Raw genomic sequence first — 20,707 nt, 5'->3', positions numbered from 1 at the left:
ATGACCAAGGTGCTCGTGCTCTACTATTCCTCCTACGGCCACATCGAGACCATGGCGAAGGCCGTCGCCGAGGGTGCGCGCACCGCCGGCGCCACCGTCGCGCTCAAGCGCGTGCCGGAAATCGTCCCGGAAGCCGTGGCCGTCAAGGCCGGCTACAAGCGCAACCACGATGCGCCGGTGGCAACAGTCGCCGAACTGCCCGACTATGACGCGATCATCATCGGCACGCCGACACGGTTCGGCAACATGGCTGCCCAGATGAAGAACTTTCTCGACCAGGCGGGTGGGATCTGGGCGCGCGATGCCCTGGTCGGGCGTATCGGCAGCGTTTTTACCTCGACCGGAAGCCAGCATGGCGGCCAGGAATCGACGATACTCGCCACGCATACCGTACTGCTGCATCTCGGAATGGTGATCACCGGCCTTCCCTACAGCTTCAAAGGCCAGATGCGCATGGACGAAATCACCGGCGGATCACCCTATGGCGCCTCGACGCTGGCCGATGACGGCAACGGCGGCGACCGGCAGCCGAGCGCCAACGAACTGGAAGGCGCACGCTTCCAGGGGCGCCACGTGGCGGAACTGGCGGCAGCGCTGGTTGCCGGACGCACCCGCGTTGGGGAGATCGCCTGATGGCCACGGCCGCAGCCTTTGTTCGCGAAAGAACCGATTGGTCGGGCGTGATGACCGTTGTTGCGGCCGGCGTGGTCGCGGCGATGCAGGTGGGCAAGGGGCTGATTGCAGGCCCGCTGCTTCAATCCGATCTTGGGCTCAACCTTTCTGCCCTCGGCTGGATCACCTCCGTCTTCGCAGTCGTTGGCGTCGTCGGGGGCATGGCAGCCGGCGCGTTCGTCACAGCTGTCGGCGACCGGCGCCTGCTTGGCATCGGCATGGCGCTGCTGGCGTTCGGTTCCTTTGCCGGCGCGGCGAGCCCAGCATTCACGCTGCTTCTGCTGTCGCGCATCATCGAGGGCTTCGGCTTTCTGCTTGTCGTCGTCGCCGGCCCCGCCATCCTCATGCGCCTGGTGACGCAGGAGCGCAGCGACCTCGTCTTTGCGCTCTGGAGCTGTTTCATGCCCGCGGGCATGGCGATCGCCATGCTGACCGGGCCCGCCTTTGCCGGTTGGCAGGCGATCTGGTGGAGCAACGGGCTGCTCACGCTTGCGAGCCTCGCCTCCATCTTTCTGGCAGTGTCGCCATCCCGGCAAACGCCCCGTGTCGCCACCCGCTTCCGGGATGATGCCGCGGAAACGCTGACGAGCCGCGGGCCCGTGCTGCTCTTCGCGCTGTTTTCGCTCTACAGCCTGATGAGCTTCACGCTTTCCAGCTTTCTGCCGATCCTGCTGATCGAGCGCCTGCAGGTCTCGCTTGGAACCGTTGGCCTGTTGAGCGCCGTCATCACGCTGGTGAACGTCTTCGGCAATCTGGCCGCCGGCCATCTTCTGTCCCGCGGCTTCGCCCGCGGCAGGCTGGTCGCAAGCGCCGCGTTGCTGACCGGCGTGTCCGGCCTTTGGATCTTCCTGAGCCCATCAGGCGGACATCTGATCCTGGCGCTCTGCATCCTGTTTTCCGCGATCGGCGGGCTCATTCCGGCGACGCTGATCTCATCGGTGCCGCTCCTGTCGCCACGTCCGGCGCTTGCGCCGATGGCGATGGGCCTGCTGATGCAGGGCAGCAATCTCGGGCAACTCGTCGGCCCCGTCGCGGTCGGAACCGCGATCGAGTTCTACGGATGGACATCGGGTGCGGCTTTTATCGGCGCCAGTGCCGTTCTTTGCATCGGGCTGACGCCCACACTCGAACGGACGCTACGGGAAAGCAGGCCGGAACGCTGACAGGGGCCGCAGGCAACAAAAAACCCACCGGCAGACGCCGGTGGGCTTCGCTTTTTTACGTTCGGGTCGCCGGTATCAGACGAACTGGCTGAGACCCGGAACCGAAGCGACGACTTCGTCGACCACGTCTGCGCCGGCCTTCTCCTTGGCGAACGCGATGGTTTCCTTTGCAAGTCCGGTGATTTCACCCATGCCGAGGCCCTGGCTCATCAGCTGCTGGCCGAGCGCCATGACGCCGCCACCACCGATTGCCGACATCAGACCGCCGAGCAGGCCGCCGCCGCCCGTGCCTTCGCCGTTGTACTGAGCGATCAGTTCGGACGCGCCCGGGATCGCTTCAATCATCTGGGCAACCGGACCGTCGGCGGCTTCGCGCTGCAGGAAGCCGAGGATCATGCCGACAGCCTTTTCGGCGGTTGCCGGCTCGATGCCGACATTTTCAGCAACGCGCGTGACCAGTTCATTCATGGAGAAACTCCCTCATTTTGGATTTTTGACGTTGACGTCAAGGTAAATGATCGCCCACCAAATAACAAGCCGTGAGCCGTGACTATCGATCCGTCGATATCGCCGCATTCCGGTCGCGGATGGGCACAGCCTTGTTGCCGGGCGCAACCGCACCACCTATAACAGAAATCCAGGCACATTTCGATGACGGCGCGCCCCTGCGACACTGCGAACCGCCCGCTTTCATTGATGAAACGGAGATGAAGCCCACATGTTGGAAGAAGGCAAGCTCTTTATCGGCACCAGCCGCAAGCCTGATGATTCGATCAACAAGGGCGAGTATCTGGAGCTCAAGTTCGGCAATCGACACGGCCTGGTCACCGGCGCCACCGGCACCGGCAAGACGATCACCCTGCAGGTGCTTGCCGAAGGCTTTTCCAACGCTGGCGTCCCGGTCTTCTGCGCCGACGTCAAGGGCGACCTCTCCGGCATCGGCGCGATCGGCGAGGCCAAGGATTTCATCCTGAAGCGTGCCGAACAGATCGGCCTGCCGACCAATCCTTATGAGTTTCAGGAATTCCCGGTCATCTTCTGGGATATCTACGGCGAGAAGGGCCATCGCGTTCGCACCACCATGTCGGAGATGGGCCCGCTGCTCCTGTCGCGGCTTATGAACGCGACCGACGCGCAGGAAGGCGTGCTCAACATCGCCTTCAAGATCGCCGATGAGGGCGGACTGCCGCTGCTCGACCTCAAGGATCTGCAGGCGCTGCTCAACTACATGGGCGACAATGCCAGCACGCTTTCCAATCAGTTCGGTTTCATTTCCAAGTCCTCGGTCGGCTCGCTTCAGCGCGAGCTGCTGATCCTCGAACAGCAGGGCGCCGAACATTTCTTCGGCGAGCCGGCGCTGAAGATTTCCGACATCATGCGCACCACCAATGACGGCCGCGGCGCGATCTCGGTGCTGGCGGCCGACAAGCTGATGATGAACCCGCGGCTCTACGCCACCTTCCTGCTCTGGCTGCTGTCGGAATTGTTCGAGGAGCTGCCGGAAGTGGGCGACCCGGACAAGCCGAAGCTGGTCTTCTTCTTCGACGAGGCGCATCTGCTCTTCAACGACGCGCCGAAGGCGTTGATCGAGCGCGTTGAACAGGTCGTGCGCCTGATCCGCTCCAAGGGCGTTGGCGTCTATTTCGTCACCCAGAACCCGCTCGACGTGCCGGACACGGTTCTCGGTCAGCTCGGAAACCGCGTTCAGCACGCGCTGCGCGCCTATACGCCACGCGACCAGAAGGCGGTGAAGACCGCCGCCGACACCTTCCGCCCGAACCCGGATTTCGACTGCGCCACGGTGATCACCAATCTCGGCACCGGCGAGGCTCTGGTCTCCACGCTCGAAGGCAAGGGCGCGCCCTCGATGGTCGAGCGTACGCTGGTGCGACCGCCGCAGTCCCGCGTCGGTCCCCTGACGGAGGCCGAACGGAAGAAGGTCATGGACGTCAGCCCGGTCCGTGAGCTTTACGATGAGGATTTCGACCGTGAATCGGCCTACGAAATCCTAGCGGCGCGCGCCAAAAAGGCAGCCGACGCACAGGCCGAGGCACAGTCTCAGGCCGAGCAGCAGACGAGCGAGGCGAGCACCGGCGGCAGCCGCTGGACGCTGCCGGGCTTTGGCGACGACGATCAGGCGGCACCGGCCGGCAAGCAGGCGCGCCCTCGCAGCTCCGGCTACCAGCGCGAGACGGTCGTCGAAGCGGCGATGAAATCGGTCGCCCGCACAGTCGCGACCCAGGTCGGCCGCGCCCTGGTGCGCGGCATCCTCGGCAGCCTTAGCCGACGCTAACCAAGACCGGCCGACGCGGCCCATCCATTCCCACGCGCCCTGACCAAATCAGGGCGCGTCGTCATTTCTGGAACATCCGCATGGATGTGAAGGATTCAATCGGCGCCATCCTCAAGGACGGCGACAACGTCACCCTGATCAAAGACCTGAAAGGCAAGGGAACCTCGACGACGCTGAAGCGCGGGACGATGGTCAAGCGCATCCTCCCCCGATCAAGCGCATCCTCCCCCGATGAAGTCGAGTGCCGCGTCGAAAAGACCAAGGGTCGGGTGATGCGCACCGAATTTCTGAAGAAGGCTTAAGGCCCGCGCGGGATGCCGGAACGGCACGGCGAAATGACCCGACGGCCAGCCGTGCCGATCAATGCCGTGTCTTGTCAATGCCGTGTGTTGGGGAGGGTGAAGCGCTCAAGCGGCGCCCGCTCACCGCAACGGCGGCCCGCTGGGTGGCGGCGTATTCGTCCGTCAACTCCAGCAGAGCCAAGGCGATCTCGTCCCAATGCCACCCTACCCGCTCGGCGAGATCCGTCAGCAGTTGGAACTCCTCGCGCAATGCGGTCGCGCATTCGAGCTCTCGCTGCGCAAGCGCGCAGGTTCTGGTTTTCGGCCTGGCGATCATCCTATTTTACCTCCTGCTCATCAACTCCTCAGCCCGAGCATAGGTTCCAGCAGCTCCCAGTCGAGGCATAGGTTCCCGCGCCGCGGCAGGGGAACCAATCTGTCGCCGGACCGTTGGCTAGGGACAGGAGGTACTGTCATGAAGAAAATCATCCTAGCCGGTTTTGTGGCAAGCCTTGCCTTTTCCGGCGTCGCCCTGGCTCAGACCACGACGGTCATCGTTCCCGGCGAGGTCAAAACCTACGTCCTTCAGCAAACCAGCCCATCCGTGACCTATGACGGCACTGTCGTCGTGGGCGAACCCCTGCCCGACACGGTCGAGGTCTACCCGATCCCGCAGCAACCGACCTACGGCTATGTCGTCGTCAACCAGCAAAGGGTGCTGGTCGATCCGCAGAGCAGGCGGGTCATCGAGGTTCTGCAGTAGACCGGCACAGCATGCCTGAAAAAGAAGCCCGACGGAGACCGCCGGGCTTCTTTCAACAGGGGATCTGAAAGAGCTCAATCTGAGAAACTCAGGCGACGGTCAGCTTGACGTCGATGTTGCCCTTGGTTGCATGGCTGTAGGGGCAAACGATATGCGCCTTCTGGACGAGATCTTCGAGCACGGCCTTGTCGACGCCCGGCGAAGAGATTTCGAGCGCAGCGTCGATGCCGAAGCCGGTGCCATCCTCGCGCGGACCGATGCCGACGGTTCCCGTCACCGTAGTGTCTTCCGGAAGTTTTACCTTCTCCTTGCCGGCCACGAATTTCAGTGCGCCGAGGAAGCAGGCCGAGTAGCCGGCTGCAAAGAGCTGCTCGGGATTGGTGCCGCGGGCGCCGTCGCCGCCAAGTTCCTTCGGAACGGTGAGCGTGACGTCGAGCGCGCCGTCGGCGCTTTTGGCCTGGCCGGCGCGGCCACCGGTTGCGGATGCAGTGGTGCGGTAAAGAATGGGCATTGGCGGGGTCTCCTTTGCGTTTCCTGAGTGAATGCGATTTAGATAGCGCAAAATTCAATTGTACGCAAATTAATTTTGCAAATTGCATTTCGAGCGTCTTTTTGCGACAATGACGCATGGCGAACAAGGCGGCACATAGCGACACCATTCCCGAGGAAGCACTCGCGCTCGGCAAGCAGCTGTGTTTTGCGGTCTATTCTGCGGCGCATGCATTCAACCGCGCCTACAAGCCGCTGCTCGATCGTTTCGGCCTCACCTATCCCCAATATCTCGTGCTCCTGGCGCTCTGGCAACAGGACGAGATGACGGTCAAGCGGATCGGCGAGGAGATCGGTCTGGATTCAGGCACGTTGTCGCCGCTTCTCAAGCGCCTGGAGGCAGCCGGTTATGTCGGTCGCCAGCGCGACCCGAGCGACGAACGTCAGGTGATCGTGCGGCTGACGGACAAGGGCCAGGACCTGAAAAACGAGGCCTTCGGCATCCTGATCGGCATCAGCAGGGCCTCGGGATGCAGCCTGAAGCAAGCAGAAGACATTCGCGAGACGCTGCATCAGCTGACGCGGCAGCTCAATGCCGGCCCCGGCGAGGATTGACCGACCTGCCTTCCGCTCGACGCGGTGGGTGCTGTGCGGAAACGTGAGGGGCGGATATCCGTCCCTGCCCGTCATCAGATAACGAGGATCGGCGCCTTGCCGCGGACGCGATCGTAGAGATCCATGACATCCTGGTTGAGCATGCGCACGCAGCCCGACGAGACCGCCTTGCCGATCGACTTCCATTCCGGCGTGCCGTGAACACGGTAAAGCGTGTCCTGGCCGTTCTGGAAGATGTAGAGCGCGCGCGAACCAAGCGGATTGTTGAGGCCTGGGGCCATGCCGCCGTTCTGGGCCGAATAGGGCTTTAGCTGTGGCTGGCGGGCGACCATGCTGTCCGGCGGGGTCCAGCGCGGCCACTTCTGCTTCCACTGGATGACGCCGCGACCCGACCAGGCAAAACCCTCGCGACCGAGGCCGACGCCGTAACGCAGCGCCCGGCCACCCGGCTGGATCAGATAGAGGTAGCGGTCGCCGGTATCGACGACGATCGTGCCCGGCTGCTCGCCGAAGGGATCGCTGACCTCCTGGCGGTAGAAGCGCGCGTCGATCTGGCGATAGGGAATTTCCGGCACCTGATAGCCACTGTCGCTTACAGAGGCATAGATTTCCGAGACATAGAGGCCCTGCGGTGGAAGACCGGTTGGAACTGGCCCTGGGCCATCCTGCCTTTCATAGATGCCTTCGGCGCGCGGATCGGTAAACCGTCCCTCGACCGCTGGATTGCGGAACACCGGCGCCGTCTCATAGCGAAAGACATCCGTGTTCATCGACGAAGTGCAGCTCGCAAGACCGGCGGAGGCGAGCGCCACGCCGGACGAGCGAAGAAACTGGCGACGGGAGAAAAGGACTGAAGAGGACATCGAACTCTGGAGGCTTGAGTGCGGCATGAGGAGTGCTGCATGAATTTGCTTAACGAAATGCTACGCACAGCCCCCACGGATTGGGGCGATGCTTGCATTTACGGCTGGAACGAAGCTTGCGTCGCGAGGGTGGCAGGGCTCAAACGCTGTGGATACTGAACCGCGGCTGCAGCATCAGCGCCTCGAAATCCGGAGCCGAGAGCGGCCGGCTGAAGAAGTAGCCCTGAATTTCGTCGCAACCGCTCTGGCGCAGGAATTCCACCTGGGCCTGGTTTTCCACACCCTCGGCAATGACACGAAGGCCGAGGTTCCGCGCAAGCGAAATGATCGCGGCGGTGATCGCGTTGTCGTCGAGATCCGTCGGAATGTCGGCGACGAAGGACCGGTCGATCTTCAGTCGGCGCACCGGGAAGCGTTTGAGCGCGCTCAAGCTCGAATAGCCGGTGCCGAAATCATCGATCGCCAGGTGCACCCCGATCGCCTGCAGCTCGTGCATGGTGGCGATCGCGCCAGGGACATCCTGCATGATCAGGCTCTCGGTCAGTTCCAGTTCGAGGCAGAACGGGTCAAGCCCGGTCTCTGTGAGAATTGCCGCGACATGGGCGGCCCAGTTGCGCTCACGGAACTGGCGCGCCGAAACGTTGACACTGATGATCAGCGGCGGCAGGCCGGCATCCTGCCAGGCCCTGGCCTGGCGGCAGGCCGCGCGCAGCACCCAGTCGCCGATCGGCACGATCAGCCCGGTTTCCTCGGCGAGCGGAATGAACGCCGCCGGCGAGACCGTGCCGCGTTCGGGGTGGCGCCAGCGCAGCAAGGCTTCGGCCGCGAAAACGCGGCCAGTCGCCAGATTCATCTGCGGCTGGAACTGCAGGAAGAACTCTTGCCGCGCGAGCGCCTGGCGCAGCTCCTCCTGCTGCTTGAGCTTCTCATGCGCCTTGGCGGCCATCTCTTCGGTGAAGACCTGCAGGTTGTTGCGGCCGAGCTCCTTGGCCCGGTACATCGCCATGTCGGCATTGGCGAGCAGTTCGCCGACCGTCTTGCCCTGATTGGGAAAACAGGCGACCCCCATGCTGCAGGTGACCTGCAGGCTGCGGCCCTCGATCTGCATCGGCGCGGCGATCGCTCGCCGGATATCCTCGAGCCGAGCCAGCACGATATCGCGCTCGCAGGGAAGCCCGTTCAAAAGCAGGATGAATTCATCGCCGCCGACCCGCACGACCATGTCGGACTTACGCACCGAAGCGCGCATGCGCGAGGCCGTGACCTTCAAGAGTTCGTCGCCGGCGGCGTGGCCGAGCGTATCGTTGACCAGCTTGAAATTGTCGAGATCGAGGAAGGCGAGCACCGCCCACTGGCCGCTGCCGCGCAGGGCTTCCAGCGCCTCGGCGACCTGTTCCTCGAACTGTGCGCGGTTGGGCAGACCGGTCAGCGCGTCGTGGTGCGCCATGAAGCTGATGCGATCTTCCGCCTGCTTGCGCTCGATCGCGATGCCGGCGAGATGCGCCGCCATGGCGATCAGTTCCTTTTGTCCGTCGTCGGGCACGCCGACGACATCGGAATAGAGCGCGAAGGTGCCGAGCACCTTGCGCTCACGCGAATGGATCGGGGTCGACCAACAGGAGCGGAAGCCGTAGGGAAGCACCAGCTCGCGATAATCGTCCCAGAGCGGATCGACCTGAATATCCGAGACGATCACCTGCTCGCCGCGCCAGGCGGCCGTGCCGCAGGAGCCCATGCGCGGGCCGATCTCGACGCCGTGGATGGTCGCGCAATAGGCCTCGTCGAGGCTTGGCGCTGCGCCGTGGAAGAGATAGCGGCCATCGGGCGACAGCAGCAGCACCGAGCCCTTGATGCCCGGCATCAAGGCTTCGATCAACAGGATCATGTCGCGGAAGAAGGCGTCGAGCGGCCGGCCGTTGGCGATCATCTCAAGCAGGCGCGCCTGCCCTTCGAGCAGCCGCTCGGCCGCCTTGCGGTCGGAGATGTCACGCGAAACGCCGACGATGCCGACGATCTTGCCGCTCTTGTTGCGCAGCGGCACCTTGGAGGTCATCAGCCAGCGATCGCGGCCCTTGCTAACGATGGCCCGTTCCTCGATGCCGAAGATCGGCTCGCCGGTTTCGATGACGCGACGCTCAATGTCGGCAATCGCCTTGGCCATCTGCGGCGGATGGAGATCGAAATCGGTCTTGCCGACGATATCCTTCATGGCTTCGAGCCCGTTGTCGGCAACCGTCACCTGATTGGCGATCAGGAACCGCCCCTCCACATCCTTGGCGTAGATGTAGTCCGGCACGTGGTTGATGATGGTCTCCAACCAGTAGTGGCGATCGGCGATATCGGGTTCGCTCGGAAAGATGCGCGCGACCTCCTCGGCCAGCCGATTGCTGGCGTCGATCAGGCGGCGCGTTTCCGCGTTGCCGCCGGCATTGAGAGCGGCATATCGCGGATTGCGGGACGTGTTCTTCGCCAAGCAAGGCCTCCCGACGCTCTTCGCCGCGTCGCTGGTCGATCTTTCCCCACTTCACGTTAGACGAGCAAGAGTTAGCTCTTCCTAAATAACTGTAGAAAAATCGTGTAGAGGTTGCAACGGTCAAGTTGCAAGAGGCGATAGAAGGGGTGGATGACGCCACCCCTTAATGCCCGTTCAGGACAACCGCCGGCGCACCGGTGCAACGCGCATCAGCAATTGATCGACGATCACCATGACGACGATCGCGATGCCCGTCAACGGAAACGCCAGCCCGAAGACAATGGCCATGAGCCACAAGCCCACATAGACGCTGCGCCGCGGCGGCATCGGGGGCACGCCGATGCGTCCCGCCGGGCGCCGCTTCCACCACATGATGACGGCGGAAAGGGAAACGAGCACGATAGAAATGCAGGCGGCCAGCATCAGGAGCTGGTTGACGCGCCCCCATTCCTGCCCCTTGTGCACGTTGATGCTCCATTCGATGGCCTTGCCGAACGCCGGGTAATCGCCAAAGGAAATGTCGACGAGCGGCTTGCCGGAATATTGATCGATATGGATCGTGCGCTCCCGCGCAAGGTCGGCGGGAAAGATGGCGGCCGTATAGACGGCGGTCTCGTCGAGCGGGATCGCGAGCTCGTAGCCGGGCAGCATGCCCTCAGCATCCGCGATCGCGACGGCGCGATCGATCCCGACCCGCTCGCCCGCGCCACCGCTGGACGCCGGAACCGGCGCGTTTTCCATCAGCCAATTGGCCCTGGGCAACACGTCGGTCGACACCTTGCTGGAGGTCGGGACCTCATCCCAAAGCGCTGCCGGATAGCCGAGCCCCATCGCCGTCAGCTTGCCGTTGACCGTTGCACCCCAATAGCCGGACCACAGAAGCCCGGAGAAGGCGAGAAAGACGATCAGCAGGCCGGCGCCGATACCGGTCACCGCATGGAGATCGCGCCAGAACACCCGGCGTGCCGGCGTGCCGCGCACGGTCAACACACCGCCGGTCTGCTGGCGCGGCCACCAGAGATAGATGCCGGTGAAGACCAACAGGATGGCAAAGCCCGCAACGATCTCGATGATTGTTTCGACCGACTTGCCGAAATAGTCGAGGCTGTGCAGGTCCTCGACCACTTGGTTGAACTCCTCCGATGGCGCGACCCGGTCGAGGATCGCGCCGGTGTAGGGATCGACGAAGACCAGCATGCGCGCCTTGCCGATGCCGACGGTGACGCGTGCGGAGCGATCCGCGCCGGCCGGCGTGCGATAGGAGACGGCCGCGCTGCCCGGCACGGACTCCACCGCCGTCGCGACGATCGCCGAGGGCGACATCCGTTCGGCGCCCACTGGCACGACGTTGCGGTAAGCAAAGACGGTATCGTCGATCTCGTCGTTGAACAGATAAAGCCCCCCGGTCAGCGCCAGGCTGATCATGAAGGGGATGACGAGCAGGCCGGCAAAGAAGTGCCAGCGCCAGATGGCGCGGTAGAGCGAGATGCCGCGCTCTGTGGCCGCGGGGCTGTCCACGGCATTGGTGAAGGATGCGGTTGTCATGGTTTTCTCCGGGAAGGACCGTTTGCACGGCTTCGCCTCCTGGTGATCGGGACGACCGCCGATCACGGCAATGCGTGTCGAAGATGGACGCCGCAAGGCCAATCAGCTGTCGTTCAAGCGCGTATCAGGTGGAGAAAACCGTTGGTGGCGCCCTTGGCCCCGCTCCGGTTAAGAGCACCGAGCGAACGAAACCGAAATCGCCGGCTGGAACGGAAAGCGGGCGCGCGCGGGCTTGCGACGGCAAGACGATCGGGTAAGGCGCCGGCAGGTCGGCGGGCGCAACCAGGCAGCAGGACTGGCAGCCGTGGCCCTTCGTGCCACCTTTTCCATCGGGATCGTCGTGGCCAGAGAGGCAAAGATCGGCAAGGCTGCCATCCGGGAGGACGTAGGCGATCGCATCCGGCGACCGCGGCATGGCGGCGGCCGGTTGCTGGATCAAGGCCGAAACGACGAGGACCAGCGCGCAAAGCATGCGCGCCGCCAAGTTCGTCAACCGATCCCCTAAAAGCCTTGCCAAACGCATCCCCAAATCGACGTGCGACAGCTAAAGATCTGCGTCCGCAAACGCAAGTCGGCAAAGCGCCGCACGGACCATCAAAAGATTTCATGTGTGCTATCAGCGCCGCCCGCTTCCGTCACTCCCGGTGCTTGCCTAAGACAGGCGACAACACAGGACGGGAGGAACACGGCATGCTGACGATCTATGGGGTTTATCGCTCGCGCGCATCGCGCAATTACTGGATGGCGCGGGAACTCGGCATCCCTTTCCAATCGGTACCGGTCATCCAGGCACGCCGCGTCGCCGATCCGTTGGCTGCTGATGCGCCGATCAACACCAAGTCGCTCGCCTTCCTCGCCGTCAATCCGATGGGGCTGATCCCGGCGATCGAGGATGATGGCGTGGTGCTGACGGAATCGCTTGCCAACAATCTCTATCTCGCGCGCAAGTATGGCGGCCCACTGGCGCCTGCCGATATCGCCGAGGAAGGCTTGATCGGCAACTGGACGATGTGGGCGGCGACCGAGGTCGAGCCGCACACCGTCGAGATCATCCTGACCTACGACTACGGCGCCGAGAACACGGATGAAGGCAAGGCGATGATCGCCAGATGCGTGACGTCGCTCGACAAGGTCTTTGCCCGCATGGAAAGCCACCTCGACGGACGCGACTATCTCGTCGGCGATCGCTTCACCGTCGCCGACCTCAATCTTGCGGAGGTCTTCCGCTACGCCATGAGCCAGACGCAGCTGTTCGACAAGCATCCGCGGGTTTCGGCCTGGCTTGCCCGTTGCCATGCCCGCCCGGCCTTCAAGGCGATGATGGAAGAACGCCTGAAAGAACTGGCGGACTGAGCGGTCAATAAGGGGGGGCCTCCCTGCGATCAGCCCATGGTCGCCGCGTCGAAGCGAACGCGCGGCGCCTTGATGTCGAGCAGGCGCATGCCCTCCTCCACCTCATCACGAACCCAGCGCTTGAACGCCTTGGCGGCCTTGCTTTCGCGCCGTGACGGCGCGCTGACGAAGTAGTGGCCGAAGCCCGTCGGCACCCGGATGCCGAACGGTACCACAAGGCTGCCCTGCGCGATCGCAAAGCCGGCGAGTGTCTGCCAGGCGAGCATCACCCCCTGGCCGGAGATCGCGGCATCGAGCACCAGCGACGCCTCATTGAAGGTGTGGCGCACGTTCACTTCCGCGCCCGAGAGCCCGACTTCGCGGAGCCACACCTCCCAGCTGAACATCGAATGGCCGTCAATAACAGCGGGCAGTTTTAGAATATCTGCAGGCTTCCGAAGCCCTTCGGCCATGGCCGGCGAACAGACCGGAAAAACCTCCTGCTGCAACAGCGGCTCGGATTTCACGCCCGGCCACTCGCCCGTACCAACGCGAATGCCGACATCCACATCCGACGTGTCGAGATTGACGAGCTTTGTCGTCGCGTCGATGCGCAGGCGAATGTCGGGATGGCGTTCGGCAAAACGGTTGAGCCGATAGACCAGCCAGCGGGCGGCAAAGACCGGCGCGACCGAGATGGTCAGCACCGACTCGTCGCGGCGGCGCGCTGAAGCCACGGCCTCTGCCAGCTCGTGAAAGGCGTTGCTGATGCGCGCGAGGAAGCGCTCGCCGAAATCGGTGGGCAGGAGGCCGCGCGGGGTGCGCTCGAACAACACGCGGCCGAGCTGGGCCTCCGCCTTGGCAATCTGCTGGCTGACGGCGCCAGGGGTCACGCCCAATTCGTCCGCCGCGGCGGCCAGCGATCCCAGCCTGCCGGCAGCCTCGACGGCGCGCAGCCCGTTCAAATGTACCGTGTTCAGATCTCTCATATAGTTTTTCTAAACACGATCTCTGCCATTCTCAATTGAAAAGATGACAGGACAGGCGGATCATCCAAGCATCGAAAGGATGGTCCGCCATGTTTAGGCTTCTCTCGAAACTGACGCCGCTCAAAACATCCGACGACCGAAAGGACGATGCGCCGCTCGCCTGGGCGCGCGATCCGCTGCAGCATCCGGATCTCGAACGGATGGATGGGCGCGAACTCGGTGACCTGCCCTTCCCGGGCTGGCCGTGGCCACGCACGGCGGAGTGCACCGGCAGCCGCCTCTAGGACCTGCGGCTTTGAAGCTGCACTATGATATGCTGGCCGGATGAGCGACGATCTCGAGCGCAACTTCATCCGTGTCGTCAGGCTGGCGGAGGCCGCAGGCCTGCCCGAAGTGACGATCGGCACGTCCTACGGTACGCCGGCGCTGCTGGTGAAAGACAAGAGTTTTGTGCGCATGAAGGATGGCGAGACGCTGGTCGTCATGTGCGCGCTCGAAGAAAAGGAAATGCTGCTGGAGCTCGACCCGGGGCTCTACTTTCAAACGGATCACTACAAGGGCTGGCCCGCTATGCTGGTGCGGCTTTCGGAAATCGACGACCAAAGCCTAACCGGGCGGCTGGTTGCCGCCTGGCGCGAGAAGGCGCCAAGGCGGCTCGCCGCGAGCTTCCTCGAGCCAGGTCAGGCTCCGCCGCCGACCTTGTAGACCAGGCAGACCTTGCCACCATCCAGTCGCTTCACGTTATCGAGCTGCACATGATGGCGCTCCGCCACGGTGTCGAACAGCGCCTTGCCCTTGCCGACCACGAGCGGGTGGATGGTGAGACGCAGTTCGTCGATCAGGCCGTGGTCCATCAGGCTCGACACCGTGCGCGCGCCGCCGACGACATAGATAGTGCGGCCCGGCGCCTGCCTGAGCGTCTCGATTTCGGAGACGTCGCGCACGATCCTGGCGTTTTCCCATTCGACGTCGGAACGGGTTTTCGAGAGGACATAATGCGGCGTGCCAAGCGCAAAGTCCGTATATTCGATTTCTTCGGGCGTCGGCAACTGGCCGGTGAACTCCAGCGGCGCTTGCGGGTCGCGCTTGATCGCGCTCCAATACTGCTCGTAGCCCGAATACATGCCGTTCCCGAGGACGCAGGCGTCGATCTCGGGCAGGAGGTCGAACGTATCCGACCAGGAATCGACCCAGTCCGTATAGCCATCCGGCCCGTCGATCAGACCGTCGATGGACATCTGCATGCCTGCAACCACCTTGCGCATCGTCATTGTCTCCCTGTTGGCGTTACACGCCAAGGACGCGCGGCAGACAGGAAGCCCGACATCCCAGGCAAAATAATCCTGGTTACGCGAGGGACGTCGCCGAACGGACGGCTCTTCCATTTCCAAGCCGGCGCCTATACCGGTTAAGCGAACAGCCGGACAGGTATTTCCATGATCGTTCGCAACCGCCCCACCCTTTTGAAACTCTTCTTCATCCTCCGGGGTTCGGTCATCCAGCGGATCTTTCCGCAAGTGCTGTTCGTCTTTGCGCTCTCCGCTTTCGTCGTCTGGGCGCACCGCGTCGATCCCGGCCTGGTGCCGAGCGTCAGCAGCGGCCCCTTCGCGTTGCTCGGCATCGCGCTCTCCGTGTTTCTCGGCTTCCGCAACAATGCCTGCTACGACCGCTGGTGGGAGGCGCGGAAGGACTGGGGACAGTTGATCTTCACCGCACGCGACCTCGCCCGCCAGACGCTGATCCTTGCCGGAACCGAGCGGCAGCGCCTGCTCGACATCACGATCGCCTTTGGCCACGCGCTGGTCTGCCATCTGCGGCCGGGAAGCGATGTCGGTAGACCGCTAGCGCGGCTGCCGACAGATCTCGTTGCCGGCTACAAGGCAAGCCGCAACGGACCGGACTTTCTGCTGCGCGAAATGGGCGGCATTCTCGCCGGACTGCACGGAACCGGCACGATCAGCGACTTTCAGTGGGCGCAGCTGGATGGCACGCTCGGCAAGATGTCGGCCATGCTTGCGGCCTGCGAGCGGATCCGCAACACCCCCGTGCCGTTCGGCTATACGCTGCTCCTGCACCGCACCGCCTATCTCTTCTGCTTTCTGCTGCCCTTCGGCTTTGCCGATGCGCTCGGCTGGGCGACGCCCTTCGTCACCGCGCTTGTCGCATACACCTTCTTCGGCCTCGACGCGCTCGGCGACGAACTGGAGGAGCCGTTCGGCGTGTTGCCGAACGACTTGCCGATCGTTGCGCTTGCCGAGACCATCGAAATCAACCTGCGCGAGGCGCTGGGCGAGACCAACCTTCCGCCTCTACCGCAGCCGAAGAACTACATCCTGATGTAGCCGCAACTGCCGAGGCGTCAGACCTTCAGCATCGCCAGCACCCGGGCGACGGCCGGACGTGCCGTCATGCGGTTGCGGTGATCGACGATTCTTGGGAAGCGCGCGGGATCCACACCGTCCGGCTCGATCCAGCCGGCGACGGTGAAGAGATAGGGATCGGCGATCGAATAGCTGTCGCCAAAAACGAACGGCCCTTCGAACATCTTGCTTTCGATCAGTTCGTAGCAGGCGGTCATGTTGGAGGCGACCTTGGCCTTCATCGCCTCATGCGCGGCCGGATCGTCGGCCCAGCGTGCGCCACGGCGGCCATGGGCGTGGGCAATATGCACCGTCGAGCAGAGGTAATTCAGAAACGACTGCAACTGCGCGAAGGCGAAGGCGTCGTTCGCCGGAGCGAGCTTCGCAGCTGGAAAGGCCTGCGCGATATAGGTCAGGATCGCCGGCGTTTCGGTGATGACGCCCCTGTCGGTCACGAGCGCTGGGACCCGCGCCTTCGGGTTCACCGCGAGATAGTCGGGCTTGGTCTGCTCGGCTGTCGAAAAATCGACACGGCGCGCCTCGTATTCGGCGCCCGCTTCTTCCAGCGCGATATGCGAAGCCAGTGAACAGGTTGCGGGGGCGTAGAACAGTTTCAACACTTTGAGCTCTCCTCTGCGATCATGCGGACCGGTTGACGTGATGTCGATGGACCGAACCGGCTCTGTCAATTCCATGGATAGAAGCGGCATGCGAGCGGAGAACCGCACGCTTCCTGCCGTGTCGCTCCAAAGCAAAGACCGGCTGCAGAAGAAAGGAAGTCACCCCGATTGACAAGCAGAAGTGGCAAGGCGCCGCAGATCACTGCCGTCCGCCCTCGTTTAGGGGGGGCCCGGCAGGCTACAACTGCCGGGCCTGCACGTTCACGCGACCAGCGGCTCGCTGCAGCCGGGTACGTCCTCCAGGCGATAATAGACGGGAATACCACGCTCGCGGGCAATGCGCACGTCGTTATCGGCCCCCTTGCTGTCGCCCGGCAGGCGCAGAACCGCCTCGCAAAGCGCCAGCAACCGGCCCGCCACAGGATGAAAAATCTCCTCATAGAGATCGTCACCGATCCGCGCACCGCCAGCCGCATGCCACACCGGCAGCGCCACCCACTCGCCGATCATCGGCACGTGGCCTGCCTTGAACAGCGCATAGGACGGCTCTTCCAGCCGCTTCAGGTTGGCGGCCATTTTCGCCGGGTCGTCCCCGGTTCCCGAACGATAGGGGCCTGCGATCAAGATCAGCATTTTTCTCTCCCGAGATGCTATGAACGATCCAGATTATTCTGGAATAATCGTGATATTTCGTGCAATATCGTGAAGAGTCAAGGAGACATTTCATGCTGACGATACAGAGGCGGGCTTTGATTTCGGCGCGGCTGGCGCGAGATGGCGAGGTCGTCGCCAAGCGCATGGCTGACGAGTTGAACCTGTCCGAGGACACGATCCGGCGCGATCTGCGCGAAATGGCGGCGGAGGGACTGCTGAAGCGCGTGCACGGCGGCGCGCTGCCTCTGGTGCCGCCGCTGCCCAACTTTGCGGCGCGTCAGGAGATCGCCGGCGACGTCAAACGCCGGCTCGGACAAAAGGCGGCTGCGATGATCGAAGCCGGTCAGACAATCTTTCTCGATGGCGGCACGAGCAATGCAGAGATTGCCCGGGCGCTGCCGCGCGACATGCGGCTGACCGTCGTCACCCACAGCCCGACGATCGCCGCCGAACTCGAGCGCCACGAAGCGGAGGTTATCCTGATCGGCGGGCGGCTCTACAAGCATTCGATGGTCGCGACGGGAGCAGCAGCGCTTGCGGCGATTGCCGGCATCCGAGCCGACCTGTTCTTCCTCGGCGTCACCGCCATTCACCCGGCCCACGGTGTTTCAACCGGCGACTTCGAGGAGGCGGCCGTCAAGCGGGCGATCCTCGGCCAGGCCGCGGAAACCTATGTGCTCGCAACGGTGGAAAAATTCGATGCGGTCTCGCCGCACCACGTGGCCGCGATCCCTGAGCTCTCGGGCTTCATCGTTCCCAACGAGATCAGCGACGACATGCTCGCCCCTTATGACGGCACGGACATTGCGATCATCGGCGCTTGATGGCGCACTGCGCCGACAGCGGAACGTCGGGAAAGTGAGCGGGCCGAGACGGCCCGCCACAGTTCAGGCGGCGAAAGCGTCGGTCACTCTGACGTCGCCGACATGGATGCCGTTCCAGTTGTGCATGGAATGGTTGGCCTGCGCCATCAGCGCCGCGTGCAGCTCGGGCTCGTCCCTGAAGAAGCGGGCAAGCGTTGCCGCGACCATGGCTTCGGCAGCCCGGGTCGTACCATCTTCGCACTTCAAAGCGATCGCGATGCCTTTTTCCGGAATGGCGGCGCAGAACACACCTTCCGCCCCGGTCTTGGCAAAGATGCGGCCGGGCGCCGTCTTCATCAGCCGCGTGCAGGCGCGCTTGGTGCCAGCAACGAAAAAGGGCTCGGCCATGCAGGCCTCGATCAGCCGCCGCGAGACGCGGGCGCGCTCGGCTTCAAGGCCGACGCCGGTCGCCATCTTCGCGAAACCGTGTGCGAGCCCCTTCAGCGGCACCGCATAGGTCGGGATCGAGCAGCCGTCGACGCCGCAATTGTCCTTGGCAAGGATCGCACCCGTCAGGCTTTCCATAGCGCCGCGGATTTCGCGCTGCAGCGGATGGTCGTAGCCGACATAACCCTTCACCTCCGTGCCCGAATGGCAGCAGGCACAGATGAAGCCGGAATGTTTGCCGGAGCAATTGTTGTGCAGCGCCGTCGGCGCTTCCAGGCTGCGGGCCTGGCCGATCAGGGTCTTCTGGTCGGACGACCAATGGGCGCCGCATTCGAGCGCCGAGACATCGCGGCCTGCGGCGGCCAGCATCTTGGCGGCCAGTTCCACATGTTCCGGCTCACCGGAATGGGACGAACAAGCAAGCGCCAGTTCCCGGTTGCCGAAGCCGTAGGCGTCGGCCGCGCCGCTTTCCATCAGCGGCAGCGCCTGCATCGCCTTGCAGGCCGAGCGCGGGAAGACGGCGCTGTCGGTTTCGCCCAGCGAGAAGACGGTCCGGCCGTCGCCGTCGACGGCAATGACCACGCCGCGGTGGAGGCTTTCGACGAGGTTTCCGCGGGTAACTTCGACGAGAACGGGATTTGACATGCCTTGCCCTCAAATATCCGAAATTGCTCCGTGCATTTAGCAGGATTTTACCGGCAAGGAACGGAGTTTTCATGAAATTCGCCCGCAGGCTGGCCGCTGCTTTTCTCGTCATCTACCTGCTACCGGCGTTGGCCTCGGCCGGCTGGTGGTACATGCAGGACCGGCCGCAAAGCTGGCGCGACGCCGATTGGTCCTCGGCCGGGATCCTGCCGAAGGCAACGGAAAGCGCGGACGCGGCGATCTACGTGTTCTCGGCGACCACGGGCGGCATGAAGGGTGCTGTCGCGAGCCACGCCTGGATCGTGACCAAGAATGAGGGCGCTGCCACCTACGATCGCTACGACAAGGTCGGCTGGGGCAAACCGATCCGCAAGAACGGCTATCCGGCGGATGCACGCTGGTACTCGAACGAGCCGCGGCTGGTCGTCTCGGTGACCGGCGCTGACGCCACGCGGCTGATCCCGAAGATCGAGGCGGCGATCGCCGCCTACCCTTACGCTTCGCCTGGCGGCTACCGGATCTGGCCCGGCCCGAACTCCAACACCTTCGTCGCCCACGTGCTGCGAACCGTACCGGAACTCGGCGCCGTGCTGCCGCCGGACGCAGTCGGCCGCGACTATCTGCCGGAGGGAAAGCTGTTCCAGATCGATGCCGACGGGCGCGACCTGCACGCGACGCTCTATGGCCTGGCCGGTATCTCCGCGGGTGTTCGCAGCGGCCTCGAGCTGCATTTCTTCGGCCTTGTCGCCGGTTTCGACTTCGCCAATCCCGGCATCAAGGTTCCGGCGATCGGACGCATCGGCATATGATGGTCCAGGCTTGACGGGCCATCGCTTAGGTTGAGCGCCGGTGGTTTGCATTGCATGGTGCGCCGGTCGAATCAGGAGGACGCGCCCGCATGCATGAAATACCGATCAGGAGCTTTGCTGTTTCGGTTGTCGTTCTCCGCCCGGCTGGGAGCACCTTCGAGGTTCTCCTTCTCAAGCGCACCGGAACACTTGCGGGAACCTGGTGCCAAGTCGCCGGCGCGATCGAAGCGAATGAAACGGCCTGGCAGGTGGGCCTGCGCGAAGTCGAGGAGGAAACGGGCCTGCGGCCCGACCGTTTCTATTCCGCCGACATCTGCGAGCAGTTTTACGAGGCCGACCGCAATGCCATTAGCCTGCTGCCCGTCTTCGTCGGCTTTGCAGCCAAGGGCGCCACGGTCCGGCTCAATGCCGAACACAGCGCGTTTCGCTGGGTGAGCTTTGACGAAGCGCTCCGCATGGTGCCCTTTGCCGGGCAAAGGAAAGTGCTGAAGCATATCCGGGACGAGTTCGTCGACAACGAACCGAACCCTTGGCTGCTGATCCAGGAAACGGCGCCGGTCGGATCGGCCGGTTAGGCGAGGCTTGATGCTGAGCCAAGTGCTAAAAATGGAAAAGGGCCGCGCGAGGCGACCCTTCCATGAGTTTTGGCCGTATGACTGGCCCGGGCTTTCAGACCCGAAGGAAGGCGGGGATTATGCCGAGGGCTGCCTCGACACCTTCACCTCTTCCATGCCCTTCACCAAGACCGAAATCTCATTAGACATTGGACCACCTTCCTTTCTGTTCGTTGCTGATGATTTGAAGGTAAGCGATCCATCAGCGATTACAAGGGCGACGATGGTCGAAGATCGTTTTCCTCTTCGCCGCCGATCACAGGCCTGACGATCGTTC

Annotated in this window: 26 protein-coding genes; 14 read left to right on the top strand and 12 right to left on the bottom strand. The window is 63.4% G+C overall.

What is annotated here, in order from left to right; genetic code table 11:
- Both wrbA and AC3WVQ_RS03290 read left to right on the top strand, forming a co-directional pair.
- Complete coding sequence (gene wrbA / locus AC3WVQ_RS03295) at nt 1-633, top strand: NAD(P)H:quinone oxidoreductase (RefSeq protein ID WP_090294816.1); 633 nt, start codon at nt 1-3, stop codon at nt 631-633.
- A complete protein-coding gene (locus AC3WVQ_RS03290) occupies nt 633-1,835 on the top strand; it encodes an MFS transporter (protein WP_090294711.1) in 1,203 nt (400 codons plus the stop codon). Before wrbA ends, AC3WVQ_RS03290 begins: the two co-directional genes overlap by 1 nt.
- 75 nt (nt 1,836-1,910) lie before the next feature.
- Here AC3WVQ_RS03290 and AC3WVQ_RS03285 read toward each other — a convergent pair whose 3' ends face one another.
- Nucleotides 1,911-2,303 carry a hypothetical protein gene (locus AC3WVQ_RS03285; protein WP_034789243.1) on the bottom strand — a complete coding sequence of 131 codons (393 nt, stop codon included), beginning with the start codon at nt 2,301-2,303 and terminating at the stop codon, nt 1,911-1,913.
- Between the two features lie 250 nt (nt 2,304-2,553).
- On the opposite strand from AC3WVQ_RS03285, the gene AC3WVQ_RS03280 reads away from it, so the two are divergent.
- Both AC3WVQ_RS03280 and AC3WVQ_RS03275 read left to right on the top strand, forming a co-directional pair.
- Nucleotides 2,554-4,128: a helicase HerA-like C-terminal domain-containing protein gene (locus AC3WVQ_RS03280; protein WP_060516251.1), complete on the top strand. Its 1,575-nt coding sequence runs from the start codon at nt 2,554-2,556 to the stop codon at nt 4,126-4,128.
- A gap of 80 nt (nt 4,129-4,208) precedes the next feature.
- Nucleotides 4,209-4,430: an alkylphosphonate utilization protein gene (locus tag AC3WVQ_RS03275; RefSeq protein ID WP_110818476.1), complete on the top strand. Its 222-nt coding sequence runs from the start codon at nt 4,209-4,211 to the stop codon at nt 4,428-4,430.
- 58 nt (nt 4,431-4,488) lie between these two features.
- On the opposite strand, the gene AC3WVQ_RS03270 is transcribed toward AC3WVQ_RS03275, so the two are convergent.
- Nucleotides 4,489-4,746 (bottom strand): hypothetical protein, encoded by a 258-nt coding sequence (locus AC3WVQ_RS03270; protein WP_060516252.1) that lies wholly within the window; start codon nt 4,744-4,746, stop codon nt 4,489-4,491.
- A gap of 138 nt (nt 4,747-4,884) precedes the next feature.
- Here AC3WVQ_RS03270 and AC3WVQ_RS03265 point away from each other — a divergent pair, with 138 nt between their 5' ends.
- On the top strand, nt 4,885-5,172 hold the full coding sequence (locus AC3WVQ_RS03265; RefSeq protein ID WP_060584245.1) for a DUF1236 domain-containing protein: 288 nt from the start codon (nt 4,885-4,887) through the stop codon (nt 5,170-5,172).
- A gap of 88 nt (nt 5,173-5,260) precedes the next feature.
- On the opposite strand, the gene AC3WVQ_RS03260 is transcribed toward AC3WVQ_RS03265, so the two are convergent.
- Complete coding sequence (locus AC3WVQ_RS03260; RefSeq protein ID WP_090294713.1) at nt 5,261-5,683, bottom strand: organic hydroperoxide resistance protein; 423 nt, start codon at nt 5,681-5,683, stop codon at nt 5,261-5,263.
- Nucleotides 5,684-5,799: 116 nt separating this feature from the next.
- Here AC3WVQ_RS03260 and AC3WVQ_RS03255 point away from each other — a divergent pair, with 116 nt between their 5' ends.
- Nucleotides 5,800-6,276: a MarR family winged helix-turn-helix transcriptional regulator gene (locus tag AC3WVQ_RS03255; RefSeq protein ID WP_090294715.1), complete on the top strand. Its 477-nt coding sequence runs from the start codon at nt 5,800-5,802 to the stop codon at nt 6,274-6,276.
- A 74-nt stretch (nt 6,277-6,350) separates the two neighbouring features.
- Here AC3WVQ_RS03255 and AC3WVQ_RS03250 read toward each other — a convergent pair whose 3' ends face one another.
- From AC3WVQ_RS03250 to AC3WVQ_RS03235, 4 genes are all read right to left on the bottom strand, one after another.
- Nucleotides 6,351-7,139: a L,D-transpeptidase family protein gene (locus tag AC3WVQ_RS03250; protein WP_492382594.1), complete on the bottom strand. Its 789-nt coding sequence runs from the start codon at nt 7,137-7,139 to the stop codon at nt 6,351-6,353.
- A gap of 139 nt (nt 7,140-7,278) precedes the next feature.
- Complete coding sequence (locus AC3WVQ_RS03245) at nt 7,279-9,612, bottom strand: putative bifunctional diguanylate cyclase/phosphodiesterase (RefSeq protein WP_060584241.1); 2,334 nt, start codon at nt 9,610-9,612, stop codon at nt 7,279-7,281.
- Nucleotides 9,613-9,786: 174 nt separating this feature from the next.
- The gene (locus AC3WVQ_RS03240) at nt 9,787-11,157 is read right to left on the bottom strand and encodes a PepSY-associated TM helix domain-containing protein (protein ID WP_090294717.1); all 1,371 of its coding nucleotides are present in this window, start codon (nt 11,155-11,157) and stop codon (nt 9,787-9,789) included.
- Between the two features lie 124 nt (nt 11,158-11,281).
- A complete protein-coding gene (locus AC3WVQ_RS03235; RefSeq protein ID WP_060644840.1) occupies nt 11,282-11,650 on the bottom strand; it encodes a hypothetical protein in 369 nt (122 codons plus the stop codon).
- Nucleotides 11,651-11,847: 197 nt separating this feature from the next.
- Here AC3WVQ_RS03235 and AC3WVQ_RS03230 point away from each other — a divergent pair, with 197 nt between their 5' ends.
- Nucleotides 11,848-12,510, top strand: a complete 663-nt coding sequence (locus tag AC3WVQ_RS03230; protein ID WP_090294718.1) for a glutathione S-transferase family protein — start codon at nt 11,848-11,850, stop codon at nt 12,508-12,510.
- Between the two features lie 29 nt (nt 12,511-12,539).
- On the opposite strand, the gene AC3WVQ_RS03225 is transcribed toward AC3WVQ_RS03230, so the two are convergent.
- Entirely contained in the window at nt 12,540-13,478 is a 939-nt protein-coding gene (locus tag AC3WVQ_RS03225; protein WP_034789230.1) for a LysR substrate-binding domain-containing protein, read from the bottom strand.
- An 89-nt stretch (nt 13,479-13,567) separates the two neighbouring features.
- On the opposite strand from AC3WVQ_RS03225, the gene AC3WVQ_RS03220 reads away from it, so the two are divergent.
- Both AC3WVQ_RS03220 and AC3WVQ_RS03215 read left to right on the top strand, forming a co-directional pair.
- Complete coding sequence (locus tag AC3WVQ_RS03220) at nt 13,568-13,762, top strand: hypothetical protein (protein ID WP_034789229.1); 195 nt, start codon at nt 13,568-13,570, stop codon at nt 13,760-13,762.
- A gap of 40 nt (nt 13,763-13,802) precedes the next feature.
- Nucleotides 13,803-14,183: an MmcQ/YjbR family DNA-binding protein gene (locus AC3WVQ_RS03215; RefSeq protein WP_034789228.1), complete on the top strand. Its 381-nt coding sequence runs from the start codon at nt 13,803-13,805 to the stop codon at nt 14,181-14,183.
- Here the strand turns inward: AC3WVQ_RS03215 and AC3WVQ_RS03210 are convergent.
- The gene (locus AC3WVQ_RS03210; protein ID WP_090294818.1) at nt 14,159-14,743 is read right to left on the bottom strand and encodes a dihydrofolate reductase family protein; all 585 of its coding nucleotides are present in this window, start codon (nt 14,741-14,743) and stop codon (nt 14,159-14,161) included. The genes AC3WVQ_RS03215 and AC3WVQ_RS03210 overlap by 25 nt on opposite strands.
- 171 nt (nt 14,744-14,914) lie before the next feature.
- Between AC3WVQ_RS03210 and AC3WVQ_RS03205 the strand changes: the two genes are divergently transcribed.
- Nucleotides 14,915-15,820 carry a bestrophin family protein gene (locus tag AC3WVQ_RS03205; RefSeq protein ID WP_060516261.1) on the top strand — a complete coding sequence of 302 codons (906 nt, stop codon included), beginning with the start codon at nt 14,915-14,917 and terminating at the stop codon, nt 15,818-15,820.
- A gap of 17 nt (nt 15,821-15,837) precedes the next feature.
- Here the strand turns inward: AC3WVQ_RS03205 and AC3WVQ_RS03200 are convergent, their stop codons facing one another.
- Together AC3WVQ_RS03200 and AC3WVQ_RS03195 are read right to left on the bottom strand one after the other, a co-directional pair.
- Nucleotides 15,838-16,458, bottom strand: coding sequence for a glutathione S-transferase family protein (locus AC3WVQ_RS03200; RefSeq protein WP_090294820.1), 621 nt, complete (start codon nt 16,456-16,458; stop codon nt 15,838-15,840).
- 261 nt (nt 16,459-16,719) lie between these two features.
- Nucleotides 16,720-17,091, bottom strand: a complete 372-nt coding sequence (locus AC3WVQ_RS03195) for a hypothetical protein (RefSeq protein WP_060516262.1) — start codon at nt 17,089-17,091, stop codon at nt 16,720-16,722.
- A 92-nt stretch (nt 17,092-17,183) separates the two neighbouring features.
- On the opposite strand from AC3WVQ_RS03195, the gene AC3WVQ_RS03190 reads away from it, so the two are divergent.
- Nucleotides 17,184-17,936, top strand: a complete 753-nt coding sequence (locus tag AC3WVQ_RS03190) for a DeoR/GlpR family DNA-binding transcription regulator (protein ID WP_090294720.1) — start codon at nt 17,184-17,186, stop codon at nt 17,934-17,936.
- Between the two features lie 63 nt (nt 17,937-17,999).
- On the opposite strand, the gene AC3WVQ_RS03185 is transcribed toward AC3WVQ_RS03190, so the two are convergent.
- Complete coding sequence (locus tag AC3WVQ_RS03185; protein ID WP_090294723.1) at nt 18,000-19,007, bottom strand: asparaginase; 1,008 nt, start codon at nt 19,005-19,007, stop codon at nt 18,000-18,002.
- A 71-nt stretch (nt 19,008-19,078) separates the two neighbouring features.
- Between AC3WVQ_RS03185 and AC3WVQ_RS03180 the strand changes: the two genes are divergently transcribed.
- The 3 genes from AC3WVQ_RS03180 (at nt 19,079) to AC3WVQ_RS03170 (ending at nt 20,698) form a co-directional block, all read left to right on the top strand.
- A complete protein-coding gene (locus AC3WVQ_RS03180) occupies nt 19,079-19,816 on the top strand; it encodes a DUF3750 domain-containing protein (RefSeq protein WP_090294724.1) in 738 nt (245 codons plus the stop codon).
- An 89-nt stretch (nt 19,817-19,905) separates the two neighbouring features.
- Nucleotides 19,906-20,391 (top strand): NUDIX hydrolase, encoded by a 486-nt coding sequence (locus tag AC3WVQ_RS03175; protein ID WP_090294726.1) that lies wholly within the window; start codon nt 19,906-19,908, stop codon nt 20,389-20,391.
- Nucleotides 20,392-20,401: 10 nt separating this feature from the next.
- Nucleotides 20,402-20,698 (top strand): hypothetical protein, encoded by a 297-nt coding sequence (locus tag AC3WVQ_RS03170; protein WP_034789220.1) that lies wholly within the window; start codon nt 20,402-20,404, stop codon nt 20,696-20,698.
- Nucleotides 20,699-20,707 lie beyond the last annotated feature (9 nt).

This window comes from Ensifer sp. EB106-05-01-XG146 (assembly GCF_058791875.1).
The sequence above is the reverse complement of the archived record's forward strand: the minus strand, read 5'-3'. Positions and strand labels throughout refer to the sequence as shown.